The sequence below is a fragment of the Herpetosiphon llansteffanensis genome (genome assembly GCF_003205875.1).
GTDB classification, from domain to species: Bacteria; Chloroflexota; Chloroflexia; order Chloroflexales; family Herpetosiphonaceae; genus Herpetosiphon; species Herpetosiphon llansteffanensis.
In genome coordinates this window covers 74,300-97,669 of record NZ_PUBZ01000054.1, presented here as the reverse complement: position 1 = coordinate 97,669, position 23,370 = coordinate 74,300, and the positions used below count along the sequence as shown (strand labels likewise).

Sequence of the window (23,370 nt, the reverse complement as noted above, 5' to 3'; positions counted from 1 at the left end):
AGTGATAGATCGGCGTTTGTGCGTTCGCCACTGGGCTAGCGCATGCGGCGGGTGTCTTGGGCGGGGCCAATATCGGTCAGGTTGGCCAAATAGTGCTCAACCGTGGGAATGGGTTCCTGCGGGGTAATCGTGCCCGTGCCCGCGCTGGCATCGATGGATTGCTCGGCCACAATGAACTTGCGTAGGTTGGCCTCGCTGAAGGACGCGGGCAAGTCGGTGATGGTGATGGTATCGCCTGGTTCAATTTCATCGAGCGGATACACGCCGCCCGACATATCGGTGAGGCGCTGTGGCACCACATCGATTTGCGCATTGCGATTTTTGCTATCGTTCAGCGCATAGGTGCGGGCTGCTCCTGCCAGTGCCGCGTTGGTCGTATCAACCTTGACCGTTTTGCGGCGGGTGATGCCATAGAGCAACGTTGACACCGTGTTGGTGCTGTAGGCCGTCTGTGCCAGCACACCCTTGGCGGATTGATAGGCCGCGCGAATGCTGTTATAGAGCTTATCGAGTGGCCGCTTCATCGTGATTTTAGTGCGGCTCGAAGCCCACGCTCGCGCATACGTGCCGCGTGGCCGATAATACAACCGCCCCTCGCGATCCACGCCATACACGTAGTCGGTATCAACGGCCAGATCATCGAGCAGCTTGCGATAGCTCTCATTGATCCACGTGCGTTCCTCTTGATCTTCGCCGCTATTCACAATCAGCATTTTGGCAGCGGACAATCCGCAATTCGGGTTCAGCGTGCGCAGGTTGGTCAACGCATCTTCAATGATTTCCTTATCGGTAATCACAATGCCTTTGACGGTGCTGCCGATTGCGTGATTCTTGGTAAAGTCGGCAATAAAGGTGGTCGCGGTTTTACTCTTGACCACCACGCTCTCGCTATTGACTGCGCCAGTTGCGGAAGTGGTGGACTCAAACACGAGTCGTTGGCCAACATACACATTGACCATCGAGGCCAGGGTGACGGTGCGGTTTGCGCCAGCGGTGATTGCAGCGGTGGTTGTCACCGTGTTAACCATGTTGGCGCTACTGGCAGCGACGCGCCAGTTTTTGATCCGAAAATACACGTCGCCCGTTTCGCCTGCATAGAGCGCCAGCGCTGCGTCATACCACAGATCCATGCTGATAATATCGGTATCGCTGAACGACTCACACAATGCACCGTTGACGATGGTGCCTGCGCCTGCACCACTGCCGGTGATCGTGAGAATCCGCGCCAAAAACCCAAAGTTGGCATCGCTGCGCTGGAGCACGCCCGTCCAGTTGGTTGGCGCGCGAAACTCGAAATCGCACTGCATGATCCGTTGCTTGCGGGTTGCCCCGCTCGGCACTTGCAAGGCCTTGCTGCCAATAAAGCCCACGCTAAAGCGCTCATCCTTCTTGGGATAGATTGATGGGTATTCGCTGCCAAACTCGTGCAGCTCCTCGGCCCGATTGCTGACGCGCTCTTTGCCGACGGGTAGCCAGTTGGCATCATCCATCGTTGACCATTGCACACAGGCCTCATCATCATCGAGGCAGGCAATTAGGTTAAAACATTCAAACAACAGGATATTGTTGGCTTCCAGCGCGGGTGTGTTCACGCGAAACACGAACCGCTTGCCGTCGCTGCGGCGCACAATCGCGTGCAGGGCGGGCGGGTTATCAAGGTACACGGCTGGCTCGTCGGCCAAGGCGCGCACACGGAACGTGAGTGCATCGATGGAAACGTCAATATCGAACGCGCGTTTGCTGAGGTTGGCCACCATGGTGTTGGTGGCCGGATTCAGCAGGCTAATGGCATAATCATAGATTTTCATCATCGCTGTGTTCCTCCTCTCGCCTTAGCGCGGAATCAATGAGGCCGTGCGGCGCTTCAGGGTGGCCGTGACCCGTGGGGCTGCGCCACTGCCGCTGGGCATGATCTTCCATGACGTGCCGTTCGTAGTCAGGATTTGAAGGCTATGCCCCTTGCCTTTGAGGAAAATGCGGGCATCTCCCTCGCTAAACACATCGAGCGGCGCGGCAGCCGCTTGCGCATAGCTGAGATTTGGCGTGTCAGCGCTGAGATAGTTGTCATTGATTGACAGCGTGCCTTGGTTGTTGTTAGGCCGCGTCACTGCGCCATAGGGAATGATGGACGTGCGTCCTTGATCAAGGGCGACAAGAAAGATGTCCGCAATATCGAGTGTACCAAGGCCCGTCGCGGTGGCCGTAATGCCGACGTGCAGCTGCGCCAGCGCACTGGGCGCGCTGAGAATACCAAGGCTGACGACGCGCGGTGACGGGCCACTGGCTTCATCAATATGGGTATAGCGGCCATAGATCAACTGCCCACCCAGGGTCGTGGCAATAGGCCGAATACTAAAGCCTGCACTCGCAGAATTATTGCGCACCTTGGCAAACACCAAGCAGCGCGTGGTCTGGTTGATGGATTGCTTCGTGGTATGCACTACCTCGCTCGTGCTTGGCGGGGTATAGCGCATCACATTTCCCAAGGGCGCATTATTCGCGGCATCAGCAACGGAACTATAGCCTGTTCCCGTGGCCAAGGGTGCGGCGTTGAATGGAAATAAGCTTTCAGCTGGACCAATGATCACGATTCCTGCCGGAATGGTCGGCATGACCGCGGCGGTGGGCAAGCTGCTCAACGCCAAGTCAAGACTTGCGGGACTAGCGATATCGGCTGCGATGGCGAAGCTCAGACTCGAAATCATCGCATCAGCATCACCACTTGGACTATTTGAATTCACGACGATGCTGTTGCAGAGAATCGGCTTGCGTGGGAATTCAACCTTCACATTGCGGTAAAAACGGTTATTGGTATCGACGAGGAAATTACTGGTGAGCGTAATCCCAAAGCGGGCTGGCTCAACCGATGCCATCAGCGCATCGTAGGCTACGCCGTTGTTGATCTGCTCGCGCCAGATCACGGGTGTGCTGCTCATCCCATCGTTGAAATCGGCGGCATCATCGAGCATGGCTTGCAAGGCATTCAAGTTGACGGATACGTCATCCTCGTCAACGCCGCCGATGGCCAACTCGAATGACTCATACGTATCGAGGTAGGGTTCGCCACTGCCCGGGTTACGATCGGGGATAGGTGGCTGCCAGCGGTTTTGTTCTAAGCGATATTTCCAATTGACCGACTGATCGTTCAAGTTGAGCACGATTGGCACTTCTGCTTGTTTAATAAGCCAAAATCCATGAGTCATGAGTTATTTCCTCCGGTAGGTTTGTTGCTTGATGCGGGCCTTCCCTGCAATCTGCTTCGATCCCTCGTTTAAGCCTTGACGCGCCGCTTCGCGCACGCCTTGGCTATCCGTCGCGTTGAAATATTGGTTAATCGTGTAATTCTCGGTCGTGGTAGCCGCTGCGGGCATGGATGGTTGGAAGCCTTGCATCCGTGCGGGCATGCGGGTAAGGCTGCTTGGCAGTTGGAGCGCACTTTGCATGGGGGTCAACAGGTCGCGCATCGTTTGCGCGGCTGGCGTGACCTTCAGTCCAGCAGGCACATCAAACAAGCCCGGCCCAGCCAGCACGTCAATGCCGCTGCCCGTGACCCGTTCAAGGCCTTCTTCCCCCATCACCGTCAGACCACCACGGGTAATCCCCCCTTTCGCCATATAGGCAATGTGTCCAATGGCCGTGCCCGGATTGACCATATTTAAGCCGTCAATGACGGTGTTGATGCCGGAAATAATCGGATTGATGATGCGCGCAACGAATGAGCGCAGATTGCTCAAGCCGCTTGAAACCGCATCGCTAATCCCGTTGGCAATGCCGCTGCCGATTTCCTTGGCCTTCGTCAAGGCCTTGCCAGCGGTATCGCTGATCCAGCCGCTAATGGCATCCCAAACTTCGCCTAGCTTGCCGCCGATAACGGGCAACACGTCGGTGCTAATCCAGTTAATAAAGGCGAGGCCAATTGCGGCCAGTTTGGGTGCAATACCCTCCAGCACGCCTGCAAGGAATCCATAGATTGCCTCGCCAATTTTGAACAACGTGCCAGGCAGCCCAGGCAACACATCGGTGATGATCCAGCCGATGAATTTCGCGCCCAGTTGGGCAAGGTTCGCAACGACTCCGGGGATTGCCTCAATAATGAAGCCCAAGAGTTTGCCCAAGAACGTGCCAAGATTGCCCGCTAATCCGGGTAACGCGTCGATCACCCAGCCGATAATCGAGGCTCCCCAGCCTGCAAGCTGGGCCACAAGGTTCGGTACGTTCTCCACAATGAAATTGAAGAGCTTGCCAATGAACTCAGCCAAGCCATCGAGCAACGGCGGAATGGCTGCCACGACCCACTCAAAAATCGCCTTGCTCCAGCCCACAAGCGTGGTTACGACCTGTGGCAGTTCGGCTGCGAGCCAATTCAGCAACCCACCAATAAAGGTATTGAGTGCGCCGAATAAGCCGGGGATCGCATCGAGCACCCATTGGCCCAGCTGCGCCGTCCAGCCTTCAAGGGCGGCTTTCAATTCTGGCGATTGATTGAGCAGCAAGGCAATGGCTGCGCCGATTGCTACAAATGGCGCAACGGCGGCGAGCAATGGGCCTAGCAATCCGCCCACGGCACTGCCCACACCCGCTAATGGCCCAAGCAGTGCGCCCAGCGGGCTAACCAGCCGTGTGACCCAGCCAAAGAGTGAGGAGAATGGCCCAAGCAGCTTGGATAGCCCTGCGCCGATCGGTCCAAGCACCTTCGTAATTGCTGCGCCAATTGGGGCCAGCACCCCGCCAATCCATGTGCTGAAGGTGGTAAAGCCGCCAATGATCAGGTCAATAATCCCCGCCACGTTGAGCGCAAACCCCTTGAAGGTTTTGATAAAGACCAAGAACAGATCATCGAGCGCGCCAAGCAACGGCTTGAATGCACCGCCGATTTTGGCGAACATTGTCGTGATGCCGGGGTTTGGCCCAGAGAAGGCCAGTGCTAAACCACCCCAGAGGGCGGTTGCGGCTGGTGCAAAGCTCATCGCGCCGAAGATGGTGGTTAATCCGGCAAGGATTCTGCCTGGCAGGGTATCAAAGACCTTTGACCAATTGATGTTGCCCAGCTGGGCAAAGCCTGCTGTGAGCGCATCGCCAATGATGCCGCCTACGCCGGATACACCTGCGGCAATTGCGCCAAGCAACCCTTTTTCAGCGAGCGCCGTTTTGACATCGCTGATCAGCACCACGATTCGGGGTAGCAGGCCAGCCTGAAATTGTTCACCCCACTGTGCGCCAAGCTCGCGCAATGGCACCAAGACCTTGCCTAATGACAACAAGATGCCTTGTAGCGCCGTTGAGAATGGATTTGTTGTGATAAATTCCGTCGCAGCATCGAGCGCTTCGAGTTGCCGATCCTTGAAATCAACAAAGGATTGCGCCGTATCGGTGACGGTTTTCTGAATATCCTCAATGGGCTTGGGAATGGCCCCCGCTGCGCCCTTGAGATCGGCCAACTGCCCGCTGAGATTGCCTACACCACCCGCTGCACCCTTGGCCGCGCCGCCTGCACCCTCGGTTGCTTTGGCACTGGCTTCCTGCTCGCGTTGGTACTGTTGTTCAACGCTATTGAGTTGGGTGCGAATGCGCCAATACTCGGATGATCCTTTTTCCGCGCCTTCCAATTCCTTCTGCAGCATGCCAATTTTGCCAGCGGTGTCAGCCGTGGCATACTGGTAATCGCGCTCGGCTTTGGCCGCATCGGCGTTCTTTTTCTCAACCTCGGCTAAAGCCTTTTCACGCTCCTTTTCGACCTTCACAATCTCTTTTTGGATTTTGTTATATTCTTCAGAACCGACGGCATATTGGCTCTGCTCGGCCTTCAGGCTGGCAAGCTTGGTTTCGGTATCGGCCAGCGATAACTCATAGTCGCGTTGCGATTCGGCGCTGGCTTCGACCTCCCGTTGATACTGCTGCTCGGTGCTAGTAATTTGGGTTTTGAGCCGCCAATACTCTGCGTCAGCCTCGGTATATTTGGATTGCTCTTCACGCAGTAAGGCGATTTTGCCAGCGGTATCAGCGGTTGCAAATTGATAATCCCGTTGGGCTTTGGCAGCGGCTTCGGCTTTCTTGGCCGCATCGTCCATGGCCGCGCCGCCGCCACCCCCGCCGCCTGCGCTCGCCGCTTGACTCAACAGCGCGATCTGGCGTTGAATCAGATCGTTGTGCCGTTGTTGGGCCTTGATCTGCTGGTTTTGCAGGCTAATATCCGCCTCCAGCACACTCTTGGCTTTGGTGGCCGCATCGAGCTTGGCTTGCGCAGCGGATTGCTCCGCGCCTTGGGATTTCTTGGTATCGCGAATCTTCTTTTCGAGATTCAGGGCTTGCAGCTCCAGCGCAGCGGCTTGGCGTTCGGCCTCGTCGCCGCCCGTGCTGTTGATTAACTCTTGCAGCTGCGCGGCCCGCTGCGCATCACGCACATCGGCTTGCTGATCGCGGATTGCTTGCAGCTGTGCATCGAGCGGCGACAGGATGGCGTTGTATTTCTCGGTGATGCTGTTCAGTTCGCGCTGTGCGGTGGCGGCATCGCGGTTGGCCTGCTCCATGGCCACCATCGAGCGGAACATACGATCAACCTGATCGCCTGCGGCTCCGGCGCTGCTGCGCACAGCAGCAAACGCACGCTCGGAGACGGTTCCGGTGGTGCGCAATTCGTCAATGGCTGCGGCCACAGCGGTTTGCGAGCCAAGCAGCATCGGGATCATGCCCTCTTCCGGCAGCACCCCTGTATCAACCATCGACTTCAGTAGCGATTCAATCGTTGACCCGCTTTGGTCAAAAATCTGGTAATCGACCTCGCCCCAGCCATCCATCCAAACTTGGGCCGTTTCCGTTCCCCAGGTGTCGATTTCCGGCAGGATTTTTGGTGGTGAATGGGGCTCCAGCCAGTAGGTGATCATGCTGGCAATCGAGTTAAGCGCCTGCATCACATAACTCGCAGCACTCAAAATCCCGTTAGCCAACTGTTCGCCAATGTTGCGGCCATAGTTCACCGCGGATTGGGCCAAGTCGATGAACACGCCAAAGGCGGCTTGTGCGCCGTTGGCAAAGGCGGCGAAGTAGGGGCTGACAAACTGAATCGCCGCGCCAATCGCATCAAATACGCCCAACACCATGCTGCTGATTTGCGGCATATGGGCCTGCACCCAATCGGCGAAAACAGCGAAGGTTGGCGCTAACCGCTCGGCAACATCAAGGAGCAAGGTCGAGAGTGAGGCCTTGATATAGTCAATCGAGCGGCCAATACCTTGATCCATGACCTGAAAGGCCCGCTCGGTTGCGCCGGAGCTATTGGCCATTTGGTCGAGCGCGGCGCTAAATGATTGCGTATTACGCCCCGTTAGGGCGAGGGCTGCGCCACCCGCTTCCACACTCCCAAACAGATCATTGATGCCGACCTTGTTTTGGCGCGCCGCTTCTTCCATCAGGATCAAGGCATCCTGAAGATTATGGCCCTGCGCAATAAAGTCTTTGAAGCCCACGCCTGCAATGGTTTTGAAGGTTTCGGCAGCTTCGCCACCGGATTGGGATAATTCAACGAGGAGCTGGCGCAGCTGCGTGGTGCTGACGCTCGTGGGCACGCCCATCGCGGTCATGGACGCAATGGCCGCCGTGACATCGCTAAAGGAAATACCAAGCGCTTGGGCATTAGGGATCACGTTATAGAGCGAATTGGAGAGGTCAGCAAAGGATGTTTTGCCATAGGCCACAGCGGTAAACATCTGATCGCTGGCATCCTGCACGCTCAATACATCCGCGCCGTAGGCATTGACGACGCTGGTCAGGCCGTCCACCGTGGTCTTTGTATCCGTGACCCCGCCAATGGCTGCTTTTTGCGCCACCGCCAAGAAATCAAACACATTGCCTTCGGGCACGCCAGAGGACAAGGCTTCATAGAGCGCGGGAACAACATCCTTGGGCAATACGCCAAAGTCCGTAGCAAAATCCTTGACTTGGCTGGACATCGCGCTCATGGCCTGCTGCGAGGTATCCGGCAGCAGCGTGAATACTTCTTGAATTTGGCGTTCAAAGCCAATAAACGAGGTCATGGCCGATGCAGTAACGCCTGCAATCGCCGTGGTAATGGCAGCGCCAGCGAGGACAACGCCGGATTTCAGCGTGCTGGCAATGGTTCCGCCAATGGACGTAAAGCCACGTTCGGCTACGCCATGGGCTTCCTCAATCCCACTATAGAGGCCGTCTAAATTAATTTCCGTGCCAAGGGCGGCACTACCTAAAGAGAATTCTGCCATCGCACACTACCCCGTTGGGGATAAACACATGGGCACGGGATAGTGGCGATGTGCGGGTTTGCCATGGGCGCGTGGTGCGGCGATGGCGGCTACTTAACCGATTGGGTTATTGCGTTCGGGTTCCGCGCTCGCGAAACCATTCGCGGGCTTTGGTTGAGCTTTGTTCGATCAAGGCCATGGGCGTGCGCGGTGTGCGCTTCGGATCGAGATACATTTTCTTGATTGCATTGGCCATCGCCAATAAGGATCGATAGAGTATTGCCCAGAAGAGTTTTTCGTTCATGCAGGTTCCTGTTCCTTTGTTTTGATGCGCATCCCCATCGATGCAAACCATTCTTCGGCTTTCGCCGGATTGATTTCTTCTTTCTCCATTGGCTGCGCAATCGGTCGTGATTCGGTGAATGCCACACTGCGCAAGTGGCGAATCTTCTCGCGATAGTCTGAGCGCTTTAAATGTGGTGCTGTGGCCACGTCAATGCCAACAAGCTGGTCGCCTGCATCGAGCGCAGGCATTTGGCGTGACAGAATGTCAATTTGCCAAATGGGCAACTCAAAAAAACGATCAGGGTCGATGTTATAAAAACGCACTATCCGCGCGAAGATTTTTTCCGGATCGGCTTCGTGACCAGTGTTGTCCCCGCTGCCGTCTCCGGCGCTTTCACTTTTGGGGCGGTTTCTTCCCTCCACCAGTTCATAAATTGCAGCTTTTCAACCAGTGACATGTGTTGGCAGACCTTGGTTGTCACCTTTGGTACAACGGCCTTGATGAATGAATTCAGAAGTTTTTCGAACTGCTGATTGGCATGCTCGTACTCGGTTTCATGCTCATCATCTTCGACTTCCACATCGGCAAGCGCGGCTAATTCCGCTTGGTGGGCTGCGATTTGCGTCTGCAAGCGATCAATGATGGCAAGGCTGCGCAACCCAAATTGATTGGGCCGTAAGACATCGTATTTGTTGCCATCGTAGTCGCTAAAGACCAATGGTTCTGGTGCAAGATTAAGCAGCGTAAATTCTTTTGGCATGGGAAACTCCTTATGAGCTATCGGGGCGGATAATCACCGCCCCAATGCAACAATCGATTAGTTGATTTGAACGGTACCCCAACCCATTTTGTCGTCGTCGCTCGCCTGAGCGTCGTCTTCTAAGGTCATAAACTCACATTCCAGCTCGGCGCGGGTTGCCTTGCCACGAGCAGGAGCCGGATTGCCCGATTGCACGCAGCGGGGAATGTAGTTTTGACCTGGGTACAACCCGTAGGGGCTATCGGCTGCCCCACGCAGCAGGAGCGCGTATTCGGTTGGGGTTGCGCCCCGCTTGAAGCCCAACCGCTTGACGTTGGCGGAACCACTGGTGCCGGTGGCAATCCGGCCAACGTTGTTGATGATGCGGGCATATTTTTCATAGGTCATATCGACCACGGTGAACGTCACCAGCAAATCTTCTTCGGGTCGTGTGACCTTGACAGGAGCTTGGTGATCGTTGTCGCGAAACACCTCCAGATCACCAGAGTGTTCGATGGTTTGATCGCCGGTGGTTGGGCCAAGCTTGTACCACGTTACGGGTACTGCTGCATCGATAGCAGGCTCTGCCGTGCCATAGGGGGCGACATACACGTCAACTGGGCCAACCAGTTGGGCGTAAGGACTCATTGCAGTTCCAGCCATTATTGATACTCCTCGAGGGCATATTCATGGATACGGTAGCGGGCATAGCCCACCACCATATCAATCGACAAATCAGGGTCAACGGTCGTAAACGGCGATGCGTCCATGACGAGGGAATAGATCAGCGCCGTGCCGTTGCTGGTATTGGCCGTCGTGCGGCCTGGTATGGCGCGCATTAATTCGATCAGGGTGTTATAGACCTTCCGCGCCGCTGCGGGGGTTGCGCCATAACAGCGCAGCTCCACGCGGCCCACATGATCGCCAATGTCGATATCGGGGACGCTGCCCAGATCGTCCTTGGCGACAATGCACGATTGATCGGCTTTCCATGCGTTAGGACTGCCCGCTTGGGCAAACTTATGCTTGCCAGCGACGCGATCTCCAACAATCTCGCGAACGTTGGTGTTATCGCTGAACAGTTTCAGAATGGCAGCAATCGGATCAATCATCGGCATGGTGTTATTTCCTCATGTGGCGTTCGATAATCTCAATCACGCTTGGAATGGTCTTTTGCAAGCCTTTGGTCAAATATGCATACTTGCGATGAATCACCCGCGCGTAGGCGCTCACATCGCCTTTGGTTGTGCCAATTCCGCCAATGATGCGCCGCCCACGCGTGACGGCGGGAATGGACGCAATCGACCGTCGCAGCGCACCCGTGCGCACGCCGTGGCCTGGGTAGAGTTCGGCTTTGGCGTGGCGCTCGGCGGTGCGATCAATTTCATTCAGTGCCGCTGTGGCTCGGTTGGTCACTTGGCGTAGCGTTTGCTCGCCGCGCCAATCGAGCTTTACCCGCTTGCGCATCAGCAGTTCCTTCTGGTTTCGGTTCCGGCGTTGGCTCAGGGTCAGGTTCCGGCGTTGGCACTGGCTCTGGCGTTGGTTCGGGATCAGGCTGCGGCTCTGGTTCCGGCGTTGGCTCAGGAGGCAGTGCTTCTTCAACTAATGCTTCGATCTGATCAGCCGCAATAAACACGCGGCCCCGAATACTGATCGCATTGCCAGTTGCCAGTAACCAATCAATGGTAGGTCGTTCAACGTCGGTCATGGAAATACTCCACAGTACAGGTGATATGGCGCTGGCTCTTGGCGCGGCGTGGCTTGATGTGGTCAATCCGGTACACGCCAGGGGTGGCAACGCCATCAATCACAAGATTCACAATTTGGTCGCCATGCTTGATATCCGTTCCTGCGCGCATCATCAGCGCATAGGTCGTGATGACGGCACGTTCAGCCTCGTCGGTTCGTTGCACACGTTCTTCCTTGATTACAAGGCGGCAGACCACATCGGCGAGGTGGGTCTTCCACGTCAGGATGTCCGTGTTGTAATCATCCTGCATGGTTTCCGCTCGCTGAATATCGCAGCGATGATTCAAGTGTGCATCGATTGCCATACTTAGACGCGTCCGGCGTACAGCGTTGCCGCTGCGCTAAAGGTGACTTGAATGGTGCCATCGGCTTGATTGTAAATAGTCGTTGGGAATGGGCCGATAATATGCTGCTTGGCTGCGCCGACCGATGCAGTTAAGTCGGTAATGGGAAGGCCATCAACGGAGCCAGGTGTTTGCACGGTAACGGTGCAACCTGGGGTTGACGTAACCAGTAAGACGACGCGGCCATTATTGGGAATGAAATAGGTATCGGTTGCGCCAACAACCAGTCCGTTATCAGTGACATTTAAGCCGTTGAGATTGCGGCGTGCATCATTAACGGTGACAGGAACGTTTGCCATTGCTTAGACTCCCATAAAGACTAAAGTTCGATAGATGCGGGTGCGTTCGCGCTCCCAATCAGGAGCTTCATAGCTATATTCTTGGGCTACCGACTCACGCACCATGGCCGTGCGCTCAATCGCGCCTCGGACAAGCTCAATCGTGGCCGCTTTGCGTTGTGGGCGATCATCGGCAGGCACATAGAGCACACGCACCCGCGCACCCCAGCGGACGTAGAGTCGTTCAATGCGCCCGCCATCCTCCCAGACCTCGTAGAGATTGCTGGCAACGGGGGAATAGGCTCCGGTGTCGCGATCCTCAACACTGACCACGCTCACAAGGCGATGCGGCAAATAGAGGTTGGTTGCACTGCCCCGCACCACCGTGGTGATACTGGCAACGCCATCGTTCGGCGCGCCAATGCGGCTCGTCATGATCGCCTCTTCACGGTCAATCACGGCCTGAAGGTCGGTATTGTCCATGCCCGTTGTGACCACCGCGCGAAACTCGGCTAGTGTTAAGAGACTTGCCATTGCTTACTCCGTTGCTTTCTTCTTACCTTTTGGTTCCGATACCTGATTGTCAGGCGCTTGGCCTTGTTGCGGATCGGGCGGGGGTTGACCTGCCGGATCAGGGGTTGGCTGACCCGCTGGCTCTTGCGCGAGCTGACGTTGCAGCGTTGCCATTTTTTCTTCAATGGCCTCAAGCTCGGATAGATTCACGAATGAATCGGGTGAATCGTTCAGCAAGTGTTGACCAATCGTTTCATCAACCTCAAAGACATCGCCTAGGTTATAGGCGACCTTCAGCGGCTTGTTGCTATAGGCGCTAATACATTCGAGTTTCAACAAAACCTCCTTATGCGTGCAATTGCCTATGCAGCGGGCAGTAATTTGCCAATCAGCACCACATCAAGGTCAGCGGTTGTTGGCGCGTATGCGCCGTTGGTCGTAACCGACACGCCGACCAATACACCTGGGTTGATTGGTGCGGCATCGACGCGCTTCACGCCGACGGCTTGTTGCACCGTATCACTGAGCACAGCAGTTGGGCCATTGCCCAGTACCACACCCCCCGCCGTTACCGCGAACGTGGCGGTTCCGGCTGCTAAGTCAGCATTGCTTGCGCCGCTTAAGCAGATGGGATGGAATTGATAGCCTGCGGGGACCTTGAAGCCTGTCGTGCCCTGCGGGAACGTCAGTGCAGTTGTGGCACTAGCTGCTGGGTTAGCGATGCTGAAGATCAAGGTCACATCCACGCCATCATTGCGATCAAGTTCATTGGCCATAACTACCTCAAAAACTAGGCATAGCCCCACTCACGCAGGGCTGTGCATATTTAGACCAAAATGTTGCGGCAGCCAGCGGTGTGCTTGGCGGTTGACCGCGTGCCATGGGCCGCGATGGCTTGACGGAAGCTGCTCACCATGATGTAGGTGCGGGCGCGCACATCGCGGTCAACTTCGATCAAGAGGTCGCGCATAAAGCCAACGGTCCACATGGCGCGGTTCATTGCGGTAAAACCACCCAGCGTATTGGCAGCAGGAATACTTGATTGCTTGCCATCAGCCTCAGCCTTGTTGTAGGACTCGCTGAGCACGATTGGCACACCGCGATAGGAGCCTAATTGCCCGCTCAACACGACAGCACTGGGGCCAAATTTATCGATGGTGGTTACGGTATCCAACTTGAGAAACCCGCCCAAGTAGGTGCTGACATCGGTCAAGATGGCTAATTTCGATGGATCAGTGGCATATTTATCCATCTTGCCAAGGGTTGAGGTGATATCGCCATCAACCAACGCATCGCCACCAGCATCAAAGTTTTGGGCGGTGTTATCCACCAACCATTGGTGGCGAATGCCGTCTTGCCCTTCGCTCAGGTAGTAGCTATCGGCATCAGGAGCAGCGTCGTCACTATTGATATTGCCGCTGCTCGCCAAGGTGCTATCCGCATTCAAGGCAAAGGCATCCATGGCCTCGCCACCAGACAACGCCAAGTTGGCGCGCATGGCTGGCATAAGCGCCACCACGGCATCTTCGTTCAGGGTGTATGACCATTCCTGATCGGCAACCAACTCGGTTGCGGTCAAGGTGACTTTTTGAGTGCTTGAGTCGCTGGTCGTGGTGCGCGTGCGCTCCTTGCCTTTGCGCCACGTTGGACGGCCCAAGCCCAATGGCATCTCGAATGGATTACTGGTCATGTTGATGGGTTGCATCAAGCCAATAATGCGCGATGCCAAATACATGTCATCCCACAATTGCGTGGCCATATCGGTTGGGACAATTTCAGCACCCGTGCCTGTGCCTTCAGCGGTCATGGCCTTGATTGCCATATCCAGATCATCGGAAGGGGCATTGACGAGTTTTGGCATAAGGGCATGGGCGCTCTTGATCAGGTTGTGCGCCATCCACAGATCAACCGGCTTGACCTTGGTTGCACCATAGCGGCTGCTGCCTGCTTGCTCGAAATTCTTGAGCATGCCGTGGTAGCGGTTGCTCTTCGATAGCACTTCGCCGTTGGGGCCAACCAACGCGCCAGGCACACGCCGATCAGGGGCTTCTTCCAGCTTTTGCTGGGCTTGCAAATCGGTCAAGGCCTTGAATTGGGTTGCAAACTCAGCCTTGAGTTTTTCGGAATCGATCAACCCGCCTTCGCGGATTGCATTGGACAATTGGGCGATTTCGCCTACCAGGGTTTCAAATTCGGCTTGACTTGCCATGGATGTACCTCAATAGAAATTTCAATGGTTACTTAGCGTTTGATGACGGTCTTGAGCGAGGCGATCACCTCGCGAATATTGGTTTTGTCGATGTCGATCACCTCCTCCGGTGCTGGTTGCGTTTTGGTGGTTACATCTTCATCAGCCTCGGCCTTGGTTTCGTCACTGCCACAGGCTGCGCCCAGTGCGCACGCGGTATCGTGCATTTGTTGAACGAGATTCATATCTTTGGTGCTGTGCCGTGCTCCAGCCTTGCCAATGACCTGAAGCATCGAGCGCTCAATGGTCGTCATGGTGGTGCTGATTTCGGGCCACTCGCGATCCACTTCAACCCATTCATCGCGTGGTTGAACCTTGACCAACCCAGCCTCAATCGTGAAATCAACACGGTAGAAGGCAAGGCCAATACAGGCAATCGCGTGATCCTCGTAGACTGCTGCCACGTGGCGACGCACACCGTCATAGTGGTAATAGCCATCGCTATCCCGATCCCACAACACGCGATAAATCGCGGTGCTGACTTCCTCAACCAAGCGATCAAGGCTGATACTTTTTTGAAGCAAGCCACCACCGTCGAGCACGGGAATGGATGGATGCATGGGTGCTTTTGCCATAGATTCAAATCCTCCATAGAAGCGGCGCACCACCTCGGCAGATGGTTGCACGCCTAATTGGCGTAATGCGTCAGGATTCATCGGAATGGGCACGAGTGACCACTCCACAAATTCCCACGATGGAAAAATGAAGCCACCGCTGGAATTGGCTTTATAGGTCAGTGGCCGCATACCGATACTGGCGCATTTCACCCATAGGCCACTCCATTGCAGCAGAATGATCGTTTGCGGGTCGTACTCATTCGCCGCTGGGCGTAACTCAAAATCAATATCGATATGCTCTTTGGAGTGTTCGATCACGATTGAGCGGCCAATGGTTGACCATGGGTCGGCATAGTTATGCATCCATTGCACAACGGGATTGAGCAAATAGTTATCGAGCACGGCACCACTTGGTGGAATGATGTCGTTCTCACGATCGAGCCGTGCGGTATTAACCCGAATCCTGCCGCCTGGCGTTTCGCCTGCTTCCGCCTTGCGAATTACTTCAAAGTTGAATGTTTTGTGAATGACTGGCGCATCGGGGCCAGCTTTGATGATGCGAGCCATGACCTATCCTTTCGGTTCTACTGGTGCAAATGCGCGGGTACAGTTGGGGTGCTGCAACAGTTTTTGCTGCGCTTCCTTGAGTGTCCATTTTTGGCCGTTTGCGATTTTGCAGGCCGAATCAGGATCGTCTTGGCCGTTATCAAAAACTTCCACCTCCTTAATGCCAGCGTCCTTATAGCGGGCCAACGTGCAGATGTTTTGGGCCGTCCCCAGCTCGGTGCGGGCAATCGTGCGCGCACGGTTTTTATAGGTTTCCTGAATCAGTGCCTTGATGCCTGGCTGGTTCTCGTCGCCTTTGATTAATTGACTAATCGTCCAGCCTTGCTCGGTTGCGTATTTCAGTAACTCCTGCAAAGCGCTCTTAGTCGTTTCGTCAATCATGCGCACTTGCTCGCCTGCTTGGTCGAGCGCTGCGACGACTGCCGCGTTATCGGCATCAAATTCAACCGTGACCCCTAAGGCCTTATTCCACGTCTCCCAGCTGGCTTCACAAATTTGCAGATAGAAACTGCCAACAATGTCACCAAGCTTGGTCACATCGTCGTCCGTGATCAGCACATCAAGGTCAGGCACCGCTTTTTCGGTAAAGGCCTTGTGCCAAAATCGTGCGAATTTGTTCGCTCGCGCACGGGACACAACGTTGTTGGCCAACTCCTCGAAATAGCCTTCAATTGCCACTTCCATATCCGCTGCGATGCGCTTGCGAATCTTTTGGAGTGCGCGGCCTGTGCGGGCTGCGCTCGGCTTTTTGGCTCTGACTAAAACCTCAAATCCTTTGGTTTGCGGCGTTGGCAGCGGAGCGTTCATTTCATCAGCCGGAATCAGGTTTGATGGCAGGTAGCCCACGTCGCCACCGGGGATTGCGCCAATCCCCAATGACAGCGATTGATCAACGGTATTGAACGGAACGCCCATACCAAAGAACTTAGTTGCCCGCTCCAGCAGCGCATCATCATCTTGTTGCAAGGCGCTGACATCGCTGACATCGGTTTCGATGCGCTCGCCCTTGTTAAGCAGCGGCATGGTGTAGGTAAAGTGCTTGGTATAGACCGAATCACGCCGCCCGATGTAGGGCTTCAGTGTGACCCGCCACAGCAAGCGCTCAGCCATTTTCAGGTTGTCATAGGTATCTTTGCCATAACCCATGATCTCGTCTGGAATGCCAAACAAGCCGCCAATTTCATCACGGGCAAAACGCCGCTGCTCAACCCACTCCATATCTTTTGGTGCCCAGCTGTAGGGGACAATCGTGGTTTCGTCGTCGAGCATCAGCGGTCGGCCCGTCCCATGTTTGTCCATCACCTGCTGTTCAAGCCGTTCTTTTTCACCGTCCGTCAAGAACTTCTTAGTCGTCACGGCATACTCTGGCTTGGCTCCCGTGGTCACAATGCTTTCATTCCAACGTTGGCCAGCAACATCCAACTTCACGCCGGTGCGCAGCGCGCCAAGCACCGTGATGCCGCGCCATACGTTGCGCGGATTGTAGAAACGGTCGAAAATCATGTGACTAGCAGGGACGCGGATCGGGTCAGCGTCTTGGCCATAAAACACAAATTCAGCGATGCGCGGGTAGTTGAGCCGTGCATAATCAGGCAGAATCCACAACCGATCAGGTCGTCGATTCCACATCTCAATCACCTTCGTTTTGGCCTTGTTCGTGACCAATTCGACCGGATTCTCACCACCAAGAATCAAGTGAATAAAATACTGTTGCCAGTGTTGACTGGGCGTGGTCGTATCGTTGATATAGCCGAACAAGTCATTGAGCGGATGTGATTTCAGCGGCTTGCCATTGCTATCGACAACGCGCACGGGCAGCGGAGCCAGCGACTCAACAATCACGTTGACGGCTTTGCGCACCCACACATAGCTGTTGTAGATGCCCGCGAACTCCATGTAGTTGTCGATTTCATAGAGTGAATCGCCGGTTCGCGCACTGCTAAACACATGCTCAATACCATGCAGATGGGGCAGGTACTTGCTGGCTTTTCGGATTGCAGCGACGCGCTGCTTGATTGCCTCAATAAACTTCATAGTCGGCCACTCCGATAGCCTTCAACCACTGCCGCGATCAGCCAGATACAGAACGAAACCACGACCCCAACCAACCAGCCAAAGACAAACGGAACAACCAACAGCACAATAGGCAGCGATTCGCGCAGCCATTGGCTAAGCAGCTGCATCCACACCAAAACCATGGCAATGGCTTCAATACAAAAGAGTTTGATTGGTGTGGTGATGTGCTTCATAGTTCCTCCACTTGGGAATTTCCCAAGTGCTACTCATTGCTAATGAATTGCTCAATAAAACGAGTAATCACTCTGGTCGCTGCTCGGCGGCGATAGGTCATCGTGTCATTGTCATCAACCAACGTGATCAAAACATGCTCAATATCACTCGTGAGTTGCCGCCAGCGCTCAGCATCAAAGACAGCCTTGCACACGGCTGCCGAAAAATCTGGCTCTGCTGGAGCTGGAGCAAACAAGGCTTCTAGTTCAGCAATGATTTTTTGCTTTTGGGTGGCAGCATTCCCAACAGGGCCGCCCGTCAATCGCCAGCGCTCAAAGAGGCGAAAAACAAGATCATCGCGAGTGGGCACAGAATCGCGGCGTGCGTCGCCACGTTGGCGGGCATAGACGTTTTGCATGGTGTCGAAAAAATCAAAAAAGTTTTGACTGAGTGTTGCGATTGCATCGCCCACTTCTTCAGCGAATGGATGGATTGAGACAGCAGCGGTTGGCGCTTCCTCTTCGCCCTGATCGACTGGCAGCGTGATTTTTATCTCCGGCGCAACAGACTCATATTGTTCCAACGCCGGAGCGATAAGCTCACAGAAACGGCCAACTGCGCCGTGTAGGGACTGAACCAAATCGCGTACTGTGTAATCCGATTGTTCTTGATCCACGGGATATCCCCTTTATGAAAAACCTGCATCCGAAGCCTAGCCAATAGGTCGTCCATCCTGCGCTTCCCCCGATTCGATACCATCAGGCTGATTGTCGAATACATCGCCAAACAACAATGGATCATCCTTGCGCTTGCGTTTTAGTAATGCCTCCATAAGCACCCAATTGAACGGCACAACATCCTCAATCCCTGATAGCCCGTGCTGAAGTGCTCGGCGCTCCCGTTTTCTGCGGCTCTTGCGTCCCATTTAGACAATCCCCCGCCGAATACGCCCAATGATGTAGCGCTCAGCGTCCATAAAGTGGAAGGTCGATTTATCCTCAATTTCCTCGGTCGGCTCGCCTTCCTTATCCAGTGCTCGGCTATAGCTCCCCTTCTCGGCTAAGTAGCCATCACAATCATCAAAGACATAGATTTCATTGCGAGCGTGAGCGCCAAAGACTCGATTGATCCCAATTTCAACTTCTTTGATGTCAGGTTCGTTGACGGGCAGGCCAGCCATCCGAAACTCACGCCGCCATTGCCCCTCGCTTTTCGAGCCGCCCACACAGAGCGGAATCATTGGCTCGCCTTTGCGCAGGTCGCGTGCATGCTCTGCTGCTGTCTTTTCGCCTGCTTTGTATTCGCGATACAGATACAGGCGCTTGCTGGTTGGCTCCTCAGCGTAGAACAATCCGGCGGTATTCACGCCCCCGAAGTCGAGGCCAAGGTAGCGCTGCCAATCGTCTGGAATCGTGAAGCGCGGAACCTTGTGAATCTCCGGCTTGAATGACCCATAAATCAGCCCAGCAGGCCGCTCAAACATTCCCTTGTAAAACATCCTGAACTTCCACAAGGGAAGCTCTGCCCGTGCCCGTTCGTACTCTGCCCGTGGAAACACCGGATTCATAATTGAGGCGAAATTCACTACCTCAATTGTTTTGTCACCTTTCAACCACTTGTCGTGCAACACCTTGAGCCAACCAAGGTCATAGGGTGTGGTTGTGATCAGTGCGCGTCCTTCATTGAGCGATAACCGCCGCTGGAGTGCTTCCCAGCTGGCGAGCTTGAACTTCTTTTGCCCTGCTTCGTCACACCAGACGGCTTTGGCGGTTGCGGATTCCAACGATTCCGGATCAGCGGCATAACCAAAAAACACCGTGGTTGTATCCGCATTCAAGCCAAAGATTCGCTTGGCTCCCGCCTTGCTGAATTCAAAGCGCCGAACAGGCGATCCGTAGTAGCGCCCTAGCTTCAGCGTTTGCTCAAACAAGCGCCGAAATTCCGGTAGTGCCTTGACCTCTAACAGCGGATAGGTGGGCGTGACCACCATATAGTCGCCAGGCCCACGTCGTTTAATCTCGCGATACAGCCATTGCGGCCCGAACGATGTTTTGCCTGATTGCGTCCCAGCAATAACCGCGATGAATCGGCGTTCTGACTCCCAAGCCTGCGTCTGCCCATAGTGCAGATCAAGCTCAAGTCGGCCATTAGTCGTCGTCCAGAGCTGGGGGACGCTCATGGCTCTTCTTTACAACGATTTCAGAAATTTCAATTGGACCACCATCCTCGCCAGTGACTTCCGCGCGATCCACCCACATCGCGTGATACTTGCCCAGCGTGGTCAGTGCATCCTGCGCGTTGTATAGCTCTATTGATTCACCTTTTGGTCCCAACGAATACTTCTTAATCAAGTGCATCTTGCCGAGGTTTTGGGCTTTGACGAGGCTGAGGTAGACAGCCGGACGCATGGCTTTCTCCTCGGTTTCCTCCAAAATTACCTCTTGCCCTTGACGGCCCTTGTCGTCAACGCTGATCTGAATCCGGCGTTTTTCAATCGTTCGCTCTTCCATGCCGATAAAAAAGAAATCCTGCATGGTGCTGCGAGCCTGCTGTGCGAGCCGCCCCAAGATTTCAGCCTTGGGCATGATGCTATCGAGTCGACGATTAATTTCGGTCTGAATCTCAGGTTTTCTCAGGTTTTCCGATCCGATTGATGACGCTGAACGTTGAGAATGGCCCGCACGAATGGCCGCCTGTGTGGCGTTGAAATCGACCAAATATTCATCAACAAAGCGCCGTTGTTTCGCCGTCAATGCTTTTTCTGCTTTGTTGGTGGTCATTGGTCACCGCCTCGGTCGTGTCGCCGCTGGCGCGGCGGGTAATAATACGTTTGAGATCTAGGGTTCTTGATCAAGGTCTCTGAAAAATCGCCATAAATCGATATTGATAGCGATCAAAAAGACATACACGAAGCCGAGATAGCTCAGCGCATACCAGATCATTAGGCTATCTTTCGCGATGTTGTAGGGTGCACGAAACCACGCATGTCACCACTGTTCAGCCATTCATCAATGCCGGCGATTGATTGACCACGGGTAATGCCGTACACATCAAACTGATAGCCGACCGGATAGACCACGGCAATTCCTGCTTGGGTCGTGGGCGCTTGTCGAACGTTGGCCCCATCTGGGCTAATAACTTCATAGCGACCACGGCGATCCGTTTCATTTCTCCACGTTTTGATCTTGTCCATCAGCGGGATGCCTGGGCATTCGCTGGGATTCCACTCCTTATGACCCAATGTTTTGGACTTCGCATGAAACCCGCGATCATCAGCCAACGCATTGAACAGTTTGATCATGGAATCCCATTGTTTATCCGCTGGGCGTTGCTTGCCACCAATAGGCGCGTGTACAGCAACGGTTGTGTTGTTGCCCGTCGCATTGCCACAATGCCAAAGAATGTCGCTCTGGTTGCGCAGCCAGTAGATCGTGCCAGTCGCGCCGATAGCGTAGTGATACATAATGCCGTGGCCATAAATAGCCACGCCTTGGGCATAGCCCCAAATTTTTCCAACGTGATACTTCGCAATTGCCTGAAGATGCCGAATCTCTGCGCTTTCAAGCACGGCAATATCGGTAGCATCGCCGTTGTAATGCACTGCACTACCACTAATGCTGTTCAGTGGCCGTGTGATGAGATGGCGCGATGGGCGACGCAACAGCAGATGCCGAATATCAACAACTGGCAAATCAAGGATACTCATTGGCTACACTCCGTCGGTCACAACCGGCACGAACGAACTATCAATCACCATTGGCCGAAGGCGCTCTTGCTTGGCCGCTTCGGCCTCAATCAACGGGGTGAGCGTTTTTGGGTCGAGGGAGATGCCAAACCGCTTGGCATACTCGATGGCAGCGTTGACCGCAACGTCTTTGGCCGATTCCCATGCGTTCTCAGGGGTAAAGCCTTGCGCAGCAGCGGCCCGTTCGCCGACCTTCACGGCGGCATAAAGAACTGCTTGTTGATGTTCGGTCAGCTTGGAATTAATGAATGCCGTGCCAAGTTTGATCAGCGCTGGAGCTGAATGGGCCAAAATGCCAAAAATGACCGAAAGCAGCACAGGGACAATGGCGTTAGCGATTGCGTTGATGGTTACGAGCATTGGGCTTACCCTCCTGATTTGTTGGTAATGATTGATTTGGTTGGGTTGGGTTCCGGCGTTCGCGGCTCAGCTGGGGTTGACGGATGTAGGCATAGATACCTGCAATATCCAGCTTCATATCATCAAGGTCTTGGCGGGATGCCCGCAGCTCAATCTGAATCGCTTGCATGGTCATCACGGCTTGGGTATTGACCTCAGTATTTTTCTTGTAGGCATCGAGCAACTCGCCATCATAGACATGCGAAAGAAGCTCAAGTTCCTCGCGGCGTAGTCGCGATTCACGCTCTTGTGCATCTTGCTTAGCCTTCTGCTTGGCATCAGCACGTTCGGGATTGAACCACGAGACAAACCAATCCCAAATTTTGCTTGCGACCGCTGATCGACTTAGAAAAAACAACAGCACTATCAGGATTCCAATAAGGCCATTGCCATTAATCAATTTGATTGCTTGTTCAGCCTCGGCCATTGGGAGATCCTTGAAAATAACAAACGCAAGGCCAGAATCGAAATCCGGTAGAAGATGGGTTAAAAAGCAAAAGCTCGCGCTAGTTCCCAAGGAACTAACACGAGCCGCTTCTTCGTGAGCGTGATACCAGCGACAATCATCAAGCCAGCCATCACGAACGGATATGCAAATGTATTAAGAATTTAGCACATTTGTTTTCAATCGTCAAGTGGTTTGCCTAACGATCCCTAGTCGTTGCTTTTTGCGTCGCTGCCGCTTTGGTGCATACCAGACCGTTTGGTTCTTGCAGGCTCCACAGGTGATTGGGGTGGTGGTTGTGATGCTGGCAAGCCCACACATTAATGCAAAACCATCATGCGGAATGAAACCCAACGGCGTACCACAGTGGGAACAATAAAAGATTTGAAAAGTCATGACTTTATCCCACATATCCCACATATCCCACATTTTTCCAAATTCCGAAATTTTCGGAATTTGGTGTCAGTTTCTTTTTTGCGGTTTTGAAACTGGTGTCACTGTAGGATTGGCTAGTGTCACTGGTCGATGAATGAATCGAACACCATCCAAAAATACGTCATCAAGCTGAAGGCGTAATCCGGCTTGATTCTGGTTGAACTTCAATGGTACGCCGCTGATCTGGCAATACACTATGGCGCTGCGCAGCATCTCCAGCGCTTCGGCTGGTGTCACTGGTTTGTACCGCTGGTTGGTTTGGTTCGTTGGTGTCACTTTCTTTTTCTTGGGCTTGGGCTGCTCGGTTTCGTCCGTAGATGTGTTTGTTGACGGCATATTGGGCCTTCCGTTCATCATCAAGTTGGTCAAAGGTGCCACCATACCGCGATGGTCGATAATCCCCGCTGCCTTTGCGCCACTGCCAATACTTGCCCCGTTCTTTGATTTCTCTGCGCCATTCGAGAATGTTGAATTCGTCGAAGAGCAGCGGTAATTGTTCAAAATCATTGGTGTCAGTTGCAAAAACGATAGTGTCAGTTGATTCATTGGCTAGTGTCAGTGGGAGATCGGCCAACGATTGGGGTGTGGTGCAGCTGGTGTCAGGCTGCACCACATCGGTATCA

At 54.3% G+C, this 23,370-nt stretch carries 27 protein-coding genes; all 27 read right to left on the bottom strand.

Features of this window, described 5'->3' with window-relative positions:
* Window positions 1-35: 35 nt before the first annotated feature.
* The 27 genes from C5S61_RS03635 to C5S61_RS03510 all read right to left on the bottom strand — a co-directional run bounded on the left by C5S61_RS03635 (window position 36) and on the right by C5S61_RS03510 (window position 23,360).
* The gene (locus C5S61_RS03635) at window positions 36-1,811 is read right to left on the bottom strand and encodes a hypothetical protein (RefSeq protein WP_110513750.1); all 1,776 of its coding nucleotides are present in this window, start codon (window positions 1,809-1,811) and stop codon (window positions 36-38) included.
* A 21-nt stretch (window positions 1,812-1,832) separates the two neighbouring features.
* Entirely contained in the window at window positions 1,833-3,203 is a 1,371-nt protein-coding gene (locus C5S61_RS03630; RefSeq protein WP_110513749.1) for a hypothetical protein, read from the bottom strand.
* A gap of 3 nt (window positions 3,204-3,206) precedes the next feature.
* Entirely contained in the window at window positions 3,207-8,234 is a 5,028-nt protein-coding gene (locus C5S61_RS03625; protein ID WP_110513748.1) for a phage tail tape measure protein, read from the bottom strand.
* Between the two features lie 106 nt (window positions 8,235-8,340).
* Window positions 8,341-8,517 carry a hypothetical protein gene (locus C5S61_RS26730; protein WP_164689208.1) on the bottom strand — a complete coding sequence of 59 codons (177 nt, stop codon included), beginning with the start codon at window positions 8,515-8,517 and terminating at the stop codon, window positions 8,341-8,343.
* On the bottom strand, window positions 8,514-8,822 hold the full coding sequence (locus tag C5S61_RS03620) for a hypothetical protein (RefSeq protein WP_110513747.1): 309 nt from the start codon (window positions 8,820-8,822) through the stop codon (window positions 8,514-8,516). The genes C5S61_RS26730 and C5S61_RS03620 overlap by 4 nt, the downstream gene beginning before the upstream one ends.
* Window positions 8,822-9,259, bottom strand: coding sequence for a hypothetical protein (locus C5S61_RS03615; protein ID WP_110513746.1), 438 nt, complete (start codon window positions 9,257-9,259; stop codon window positions 8,822-8,824). Before C5S61_RS03615 ends, C5S61_RS03620 begins: the two co-directional genes overlap by 1 nt.
* A gap of 57 nt (window positions 9,260-9,316) precedes the next feature.
* On the bottom strand, window positions 9,317-9,901 hold the full coding sequence (locus C5S61_RS03610) for a phage tail tube protein (protein ID WP_110513745.1): 585 nt from the start codon (window positions 9,899-9,901) through the stop codon (window positions 9,317-9,319).
* The gene (locus C5S61_RS03605) at window positions 9,901-10,356 is read right to left on the bottom strand and encodes a hypothetical protein (RefSeq protein ID WP_110513744.1); all 456 of its coding nucleotides are present in this window, start codon (window positions 10,354-10,356) and stop codon (window positions 9,901-9,903) included. Before C5S61_RS03605 ends, C5S61_RS03610 begins: the two co-directional genes overlap by 1 nt.
* A 4-nt stretch (window positions 10,357-10,360) precedes the next feature.
* On the bottom strand, window positions 10,361-10,705 hold the full coding sequence (locus tag C5S61_RS03600; RefSeq protein ID WP_124033372.1) for a hypothetical protein: 345 nt from the start codon (window positions 10,703-10,705) through the stop codon (window positions 10,361-10,363).
* On the bottom strand, window positions 10,623-10,946 hold the full coding sequence (locus C5S61_RS03595) for a hypothetical protein (RefSeq protein WP_164689200.1): 324 nt from the start codon (window positions 10,944-10,946) through the stop codon (window positions 10,623-10,625). Before C5S61_RS03595 ends, C5S61_RS03600 begins: the two co-directional genes overlap by 83 nt.
* Window positions 10,933-11,292, bottom strand: coding sequence for a phage head completion protein (locus C5S61_RS03590; protein WP_110513741.1), 360 nt, complete (start codon window positions 11,290-11,292; stop codon window positions 10,933-10,935). Before C5S61_RS03590 ends, C5S61_RS03595 begins: the two co-directional genes overlap by 14 nt.
* 2 nt (window positions 11,293-11,294) lie before the next feature.
* On the bottom strand, window positions 11,295-11,630 hold the full coding sequence (locus C5S61_RS03585) for a hypothetical protein (RefSeq protein ID WP_110513740.1): 336 nt from the start codon (window positions 11,628-11,630) through the stop codon (window positions 11,295-11,297).
* Between the two features lie 3 nt (window positions 11,631-11,633).
* On the bottom strand, window positions 11,634-12,143 hold the full coding sequence (locus C5S61_RS03580) for a hypothetical protein (RefSeq protein WP_110513739.1): 510 nt from the start codon (window positions 12,141-12,143) through the stop codon (window positions 11,634-11,636).
* 3 nt (window positions 12,144-12,146) lie between these two features.
* Window positions 12,147-12,458, bottom strand: a complete 312-nt coding sequence (locus C5S61_RS03575; RefSeq protein WP_110513738.1) for a hypothetical protein — start codon at window positions 12,456-12,458, stop codon at window positions 12,147-12,149.
* A 26-nt stretch (window positions 12,459-12,484) separates the two neighbouring features.
* A complete protein-coding gene (locus C5S61_RS03570) occupies window positions 12,485-12,898 on the bottom strand; it encodes a hypothetical protein (protein WP_110513737.1) in 414 nt (137 codons plus the stop codon).
* 50 nt (window positions 12,899-12,948) lie between these two features.
* Entirely contained in the window at window positions 12,949-14,331 is a 1,383-nt protein-coding gene (locus tag C5S61_RS03565) for a phage major capsid protein (RefSeq protein WP_110513736.1), read from the bottom strand.
* Between the two features lie 32 nt (window positions 14,332-14,363).
* Entirely contained in the window at window positions 14,364-15,494 is a 1,131-nt protein-coding gene (locus C5S61_RS03560) for a hypothetical protein (RefSeq protein WP_110513735.1), read from the bottom strand.
* 3 nt (window positions 15,495-15,497) lie between these two features.
* Window positions 15,498-17,528, bottom strand: coding sequence for a phage portal protein (locus C5S61_RS03555; protein WP_110513734.1), 2,031 nt, complete (start codon window positions 17,526-17,528; stop codon window positions 15,498-15,500).
* Window positions 17,525-17,743: a hypothetical protein gene (locus C5S61_RS03550; RefSeq protein ID WP_110513733.1), complete on the bottom strand. Its 219-nt coding sequence runs from the start codon at window positions 17,741-17,743 to the stop codon at window positions 17,525-17,527. The genes C5S61_RS03555 and C5S61_RS03550 overlap by 4 nt, the downstream gene beginning before the upstream one ends.
* Before the next feature lie 29 nt (window positions 17,744-17,772).
* Window positions 17,773-18,399 carry a hypothetical protein gene (locus tag C5S61_RS03545; protein WP_110513732.1) on the bottom strand — a complete coding sequence of 209 codons (627 nt, stop codon included), beginning with the start codon at window positions 18,397-18,399 and terminating at the stop codon, window positions 17,773-17,775.
* A 36-nt stretch (window positions 18,400-18,435) separates the two neighbouring features.
* On the bottom strand, window positions 18,436-18,648 hold the full coding sequence (locus C5S61_RS03540; protein ID WP_110513731.1) for a hypothetical protein: 213 nt from the start codon (window positions 18,646-18,648) through the stop codon (window positions 18,436-18,438).
* Complete coding sequence (locus C5S61_RS03535; protein WP_110513730.1) at window positions 18,649-19,902, bottom strand: terminase large subunit domain-containing protein; 1,254 nt, start codon at window positions 19,900-19,902, stop codon at window positions 18,649-18,651. It abuts the gene before it with no gap.
* A complete protein-coding gene (locus tag C5S61_RS03530; RefSeq protein WP_110513729.1) occupies window positions 19,871-20,503 on the bottom strand; it encodes a terminase small subunit in 633 nt (210 codons plus the stop codon). Before C5S61_RS03530 ends, C5S61_RS03535 begins: the two co-directional genes overlap by 32 nt.
* 161 nt (window positions 20,504-20,664) lie before the next feature.
* Window positions 20,665-21,429 carry a peptidoglycan recognition protein family protein gene (locus C5S61_RS03525; RefSeq protein ID WP_110513728.1) on the bottom strand — a complete coding sequence of 255 codons (765 nt, stop codon included), beginning with the start codon at window positions 21,427-21,429 and terminating at the stop codon, window positions 20,665-20,667.
* A 3-nt stretch (window positions 21,430-21,432) separates the two neighbouring features.
* On the bottom strand, window positions 21,433-21,828 hold the full coding sequence (locus C5S61_RS03520; protein WP_110513727.1) for a hypothetical protein: 396 nt from the start codon (window positions 21,826-21,828) through the stop codon (window positions 21,433-21,435).
* On the bottom strand, window positions 21,800-22,294 hold the full coding sequence (locus tag C5S61_RS03515) for a hypothetical protein (RefSeq protein WP_110513726.1): 495 nt from the start codon (window positions 22,292-22,294) through the stop codon (window positions 21,800-21,802). The genes C5S61_RS03520 and C5S61_RS03515 overlap by 29 nt, the downstream gene beginning before the upstream one ends.
* Window positions 22,295-22,871: 577 nt before the next feature.
* The gene (locus tag C5S61_RS03510; protein WP_110513725.1) at window positions 22,872-23,360 is read right to left on the bottom strand and encodes a hypothetical protein; all 489 of its coding nucleotides are present in this window, start codon (window positions 23,358-23,360) and stop codon (window positions 22,872-22,874) included.
* Window positions 23,361-23,370: the final 10 nt, after the last annotated feature.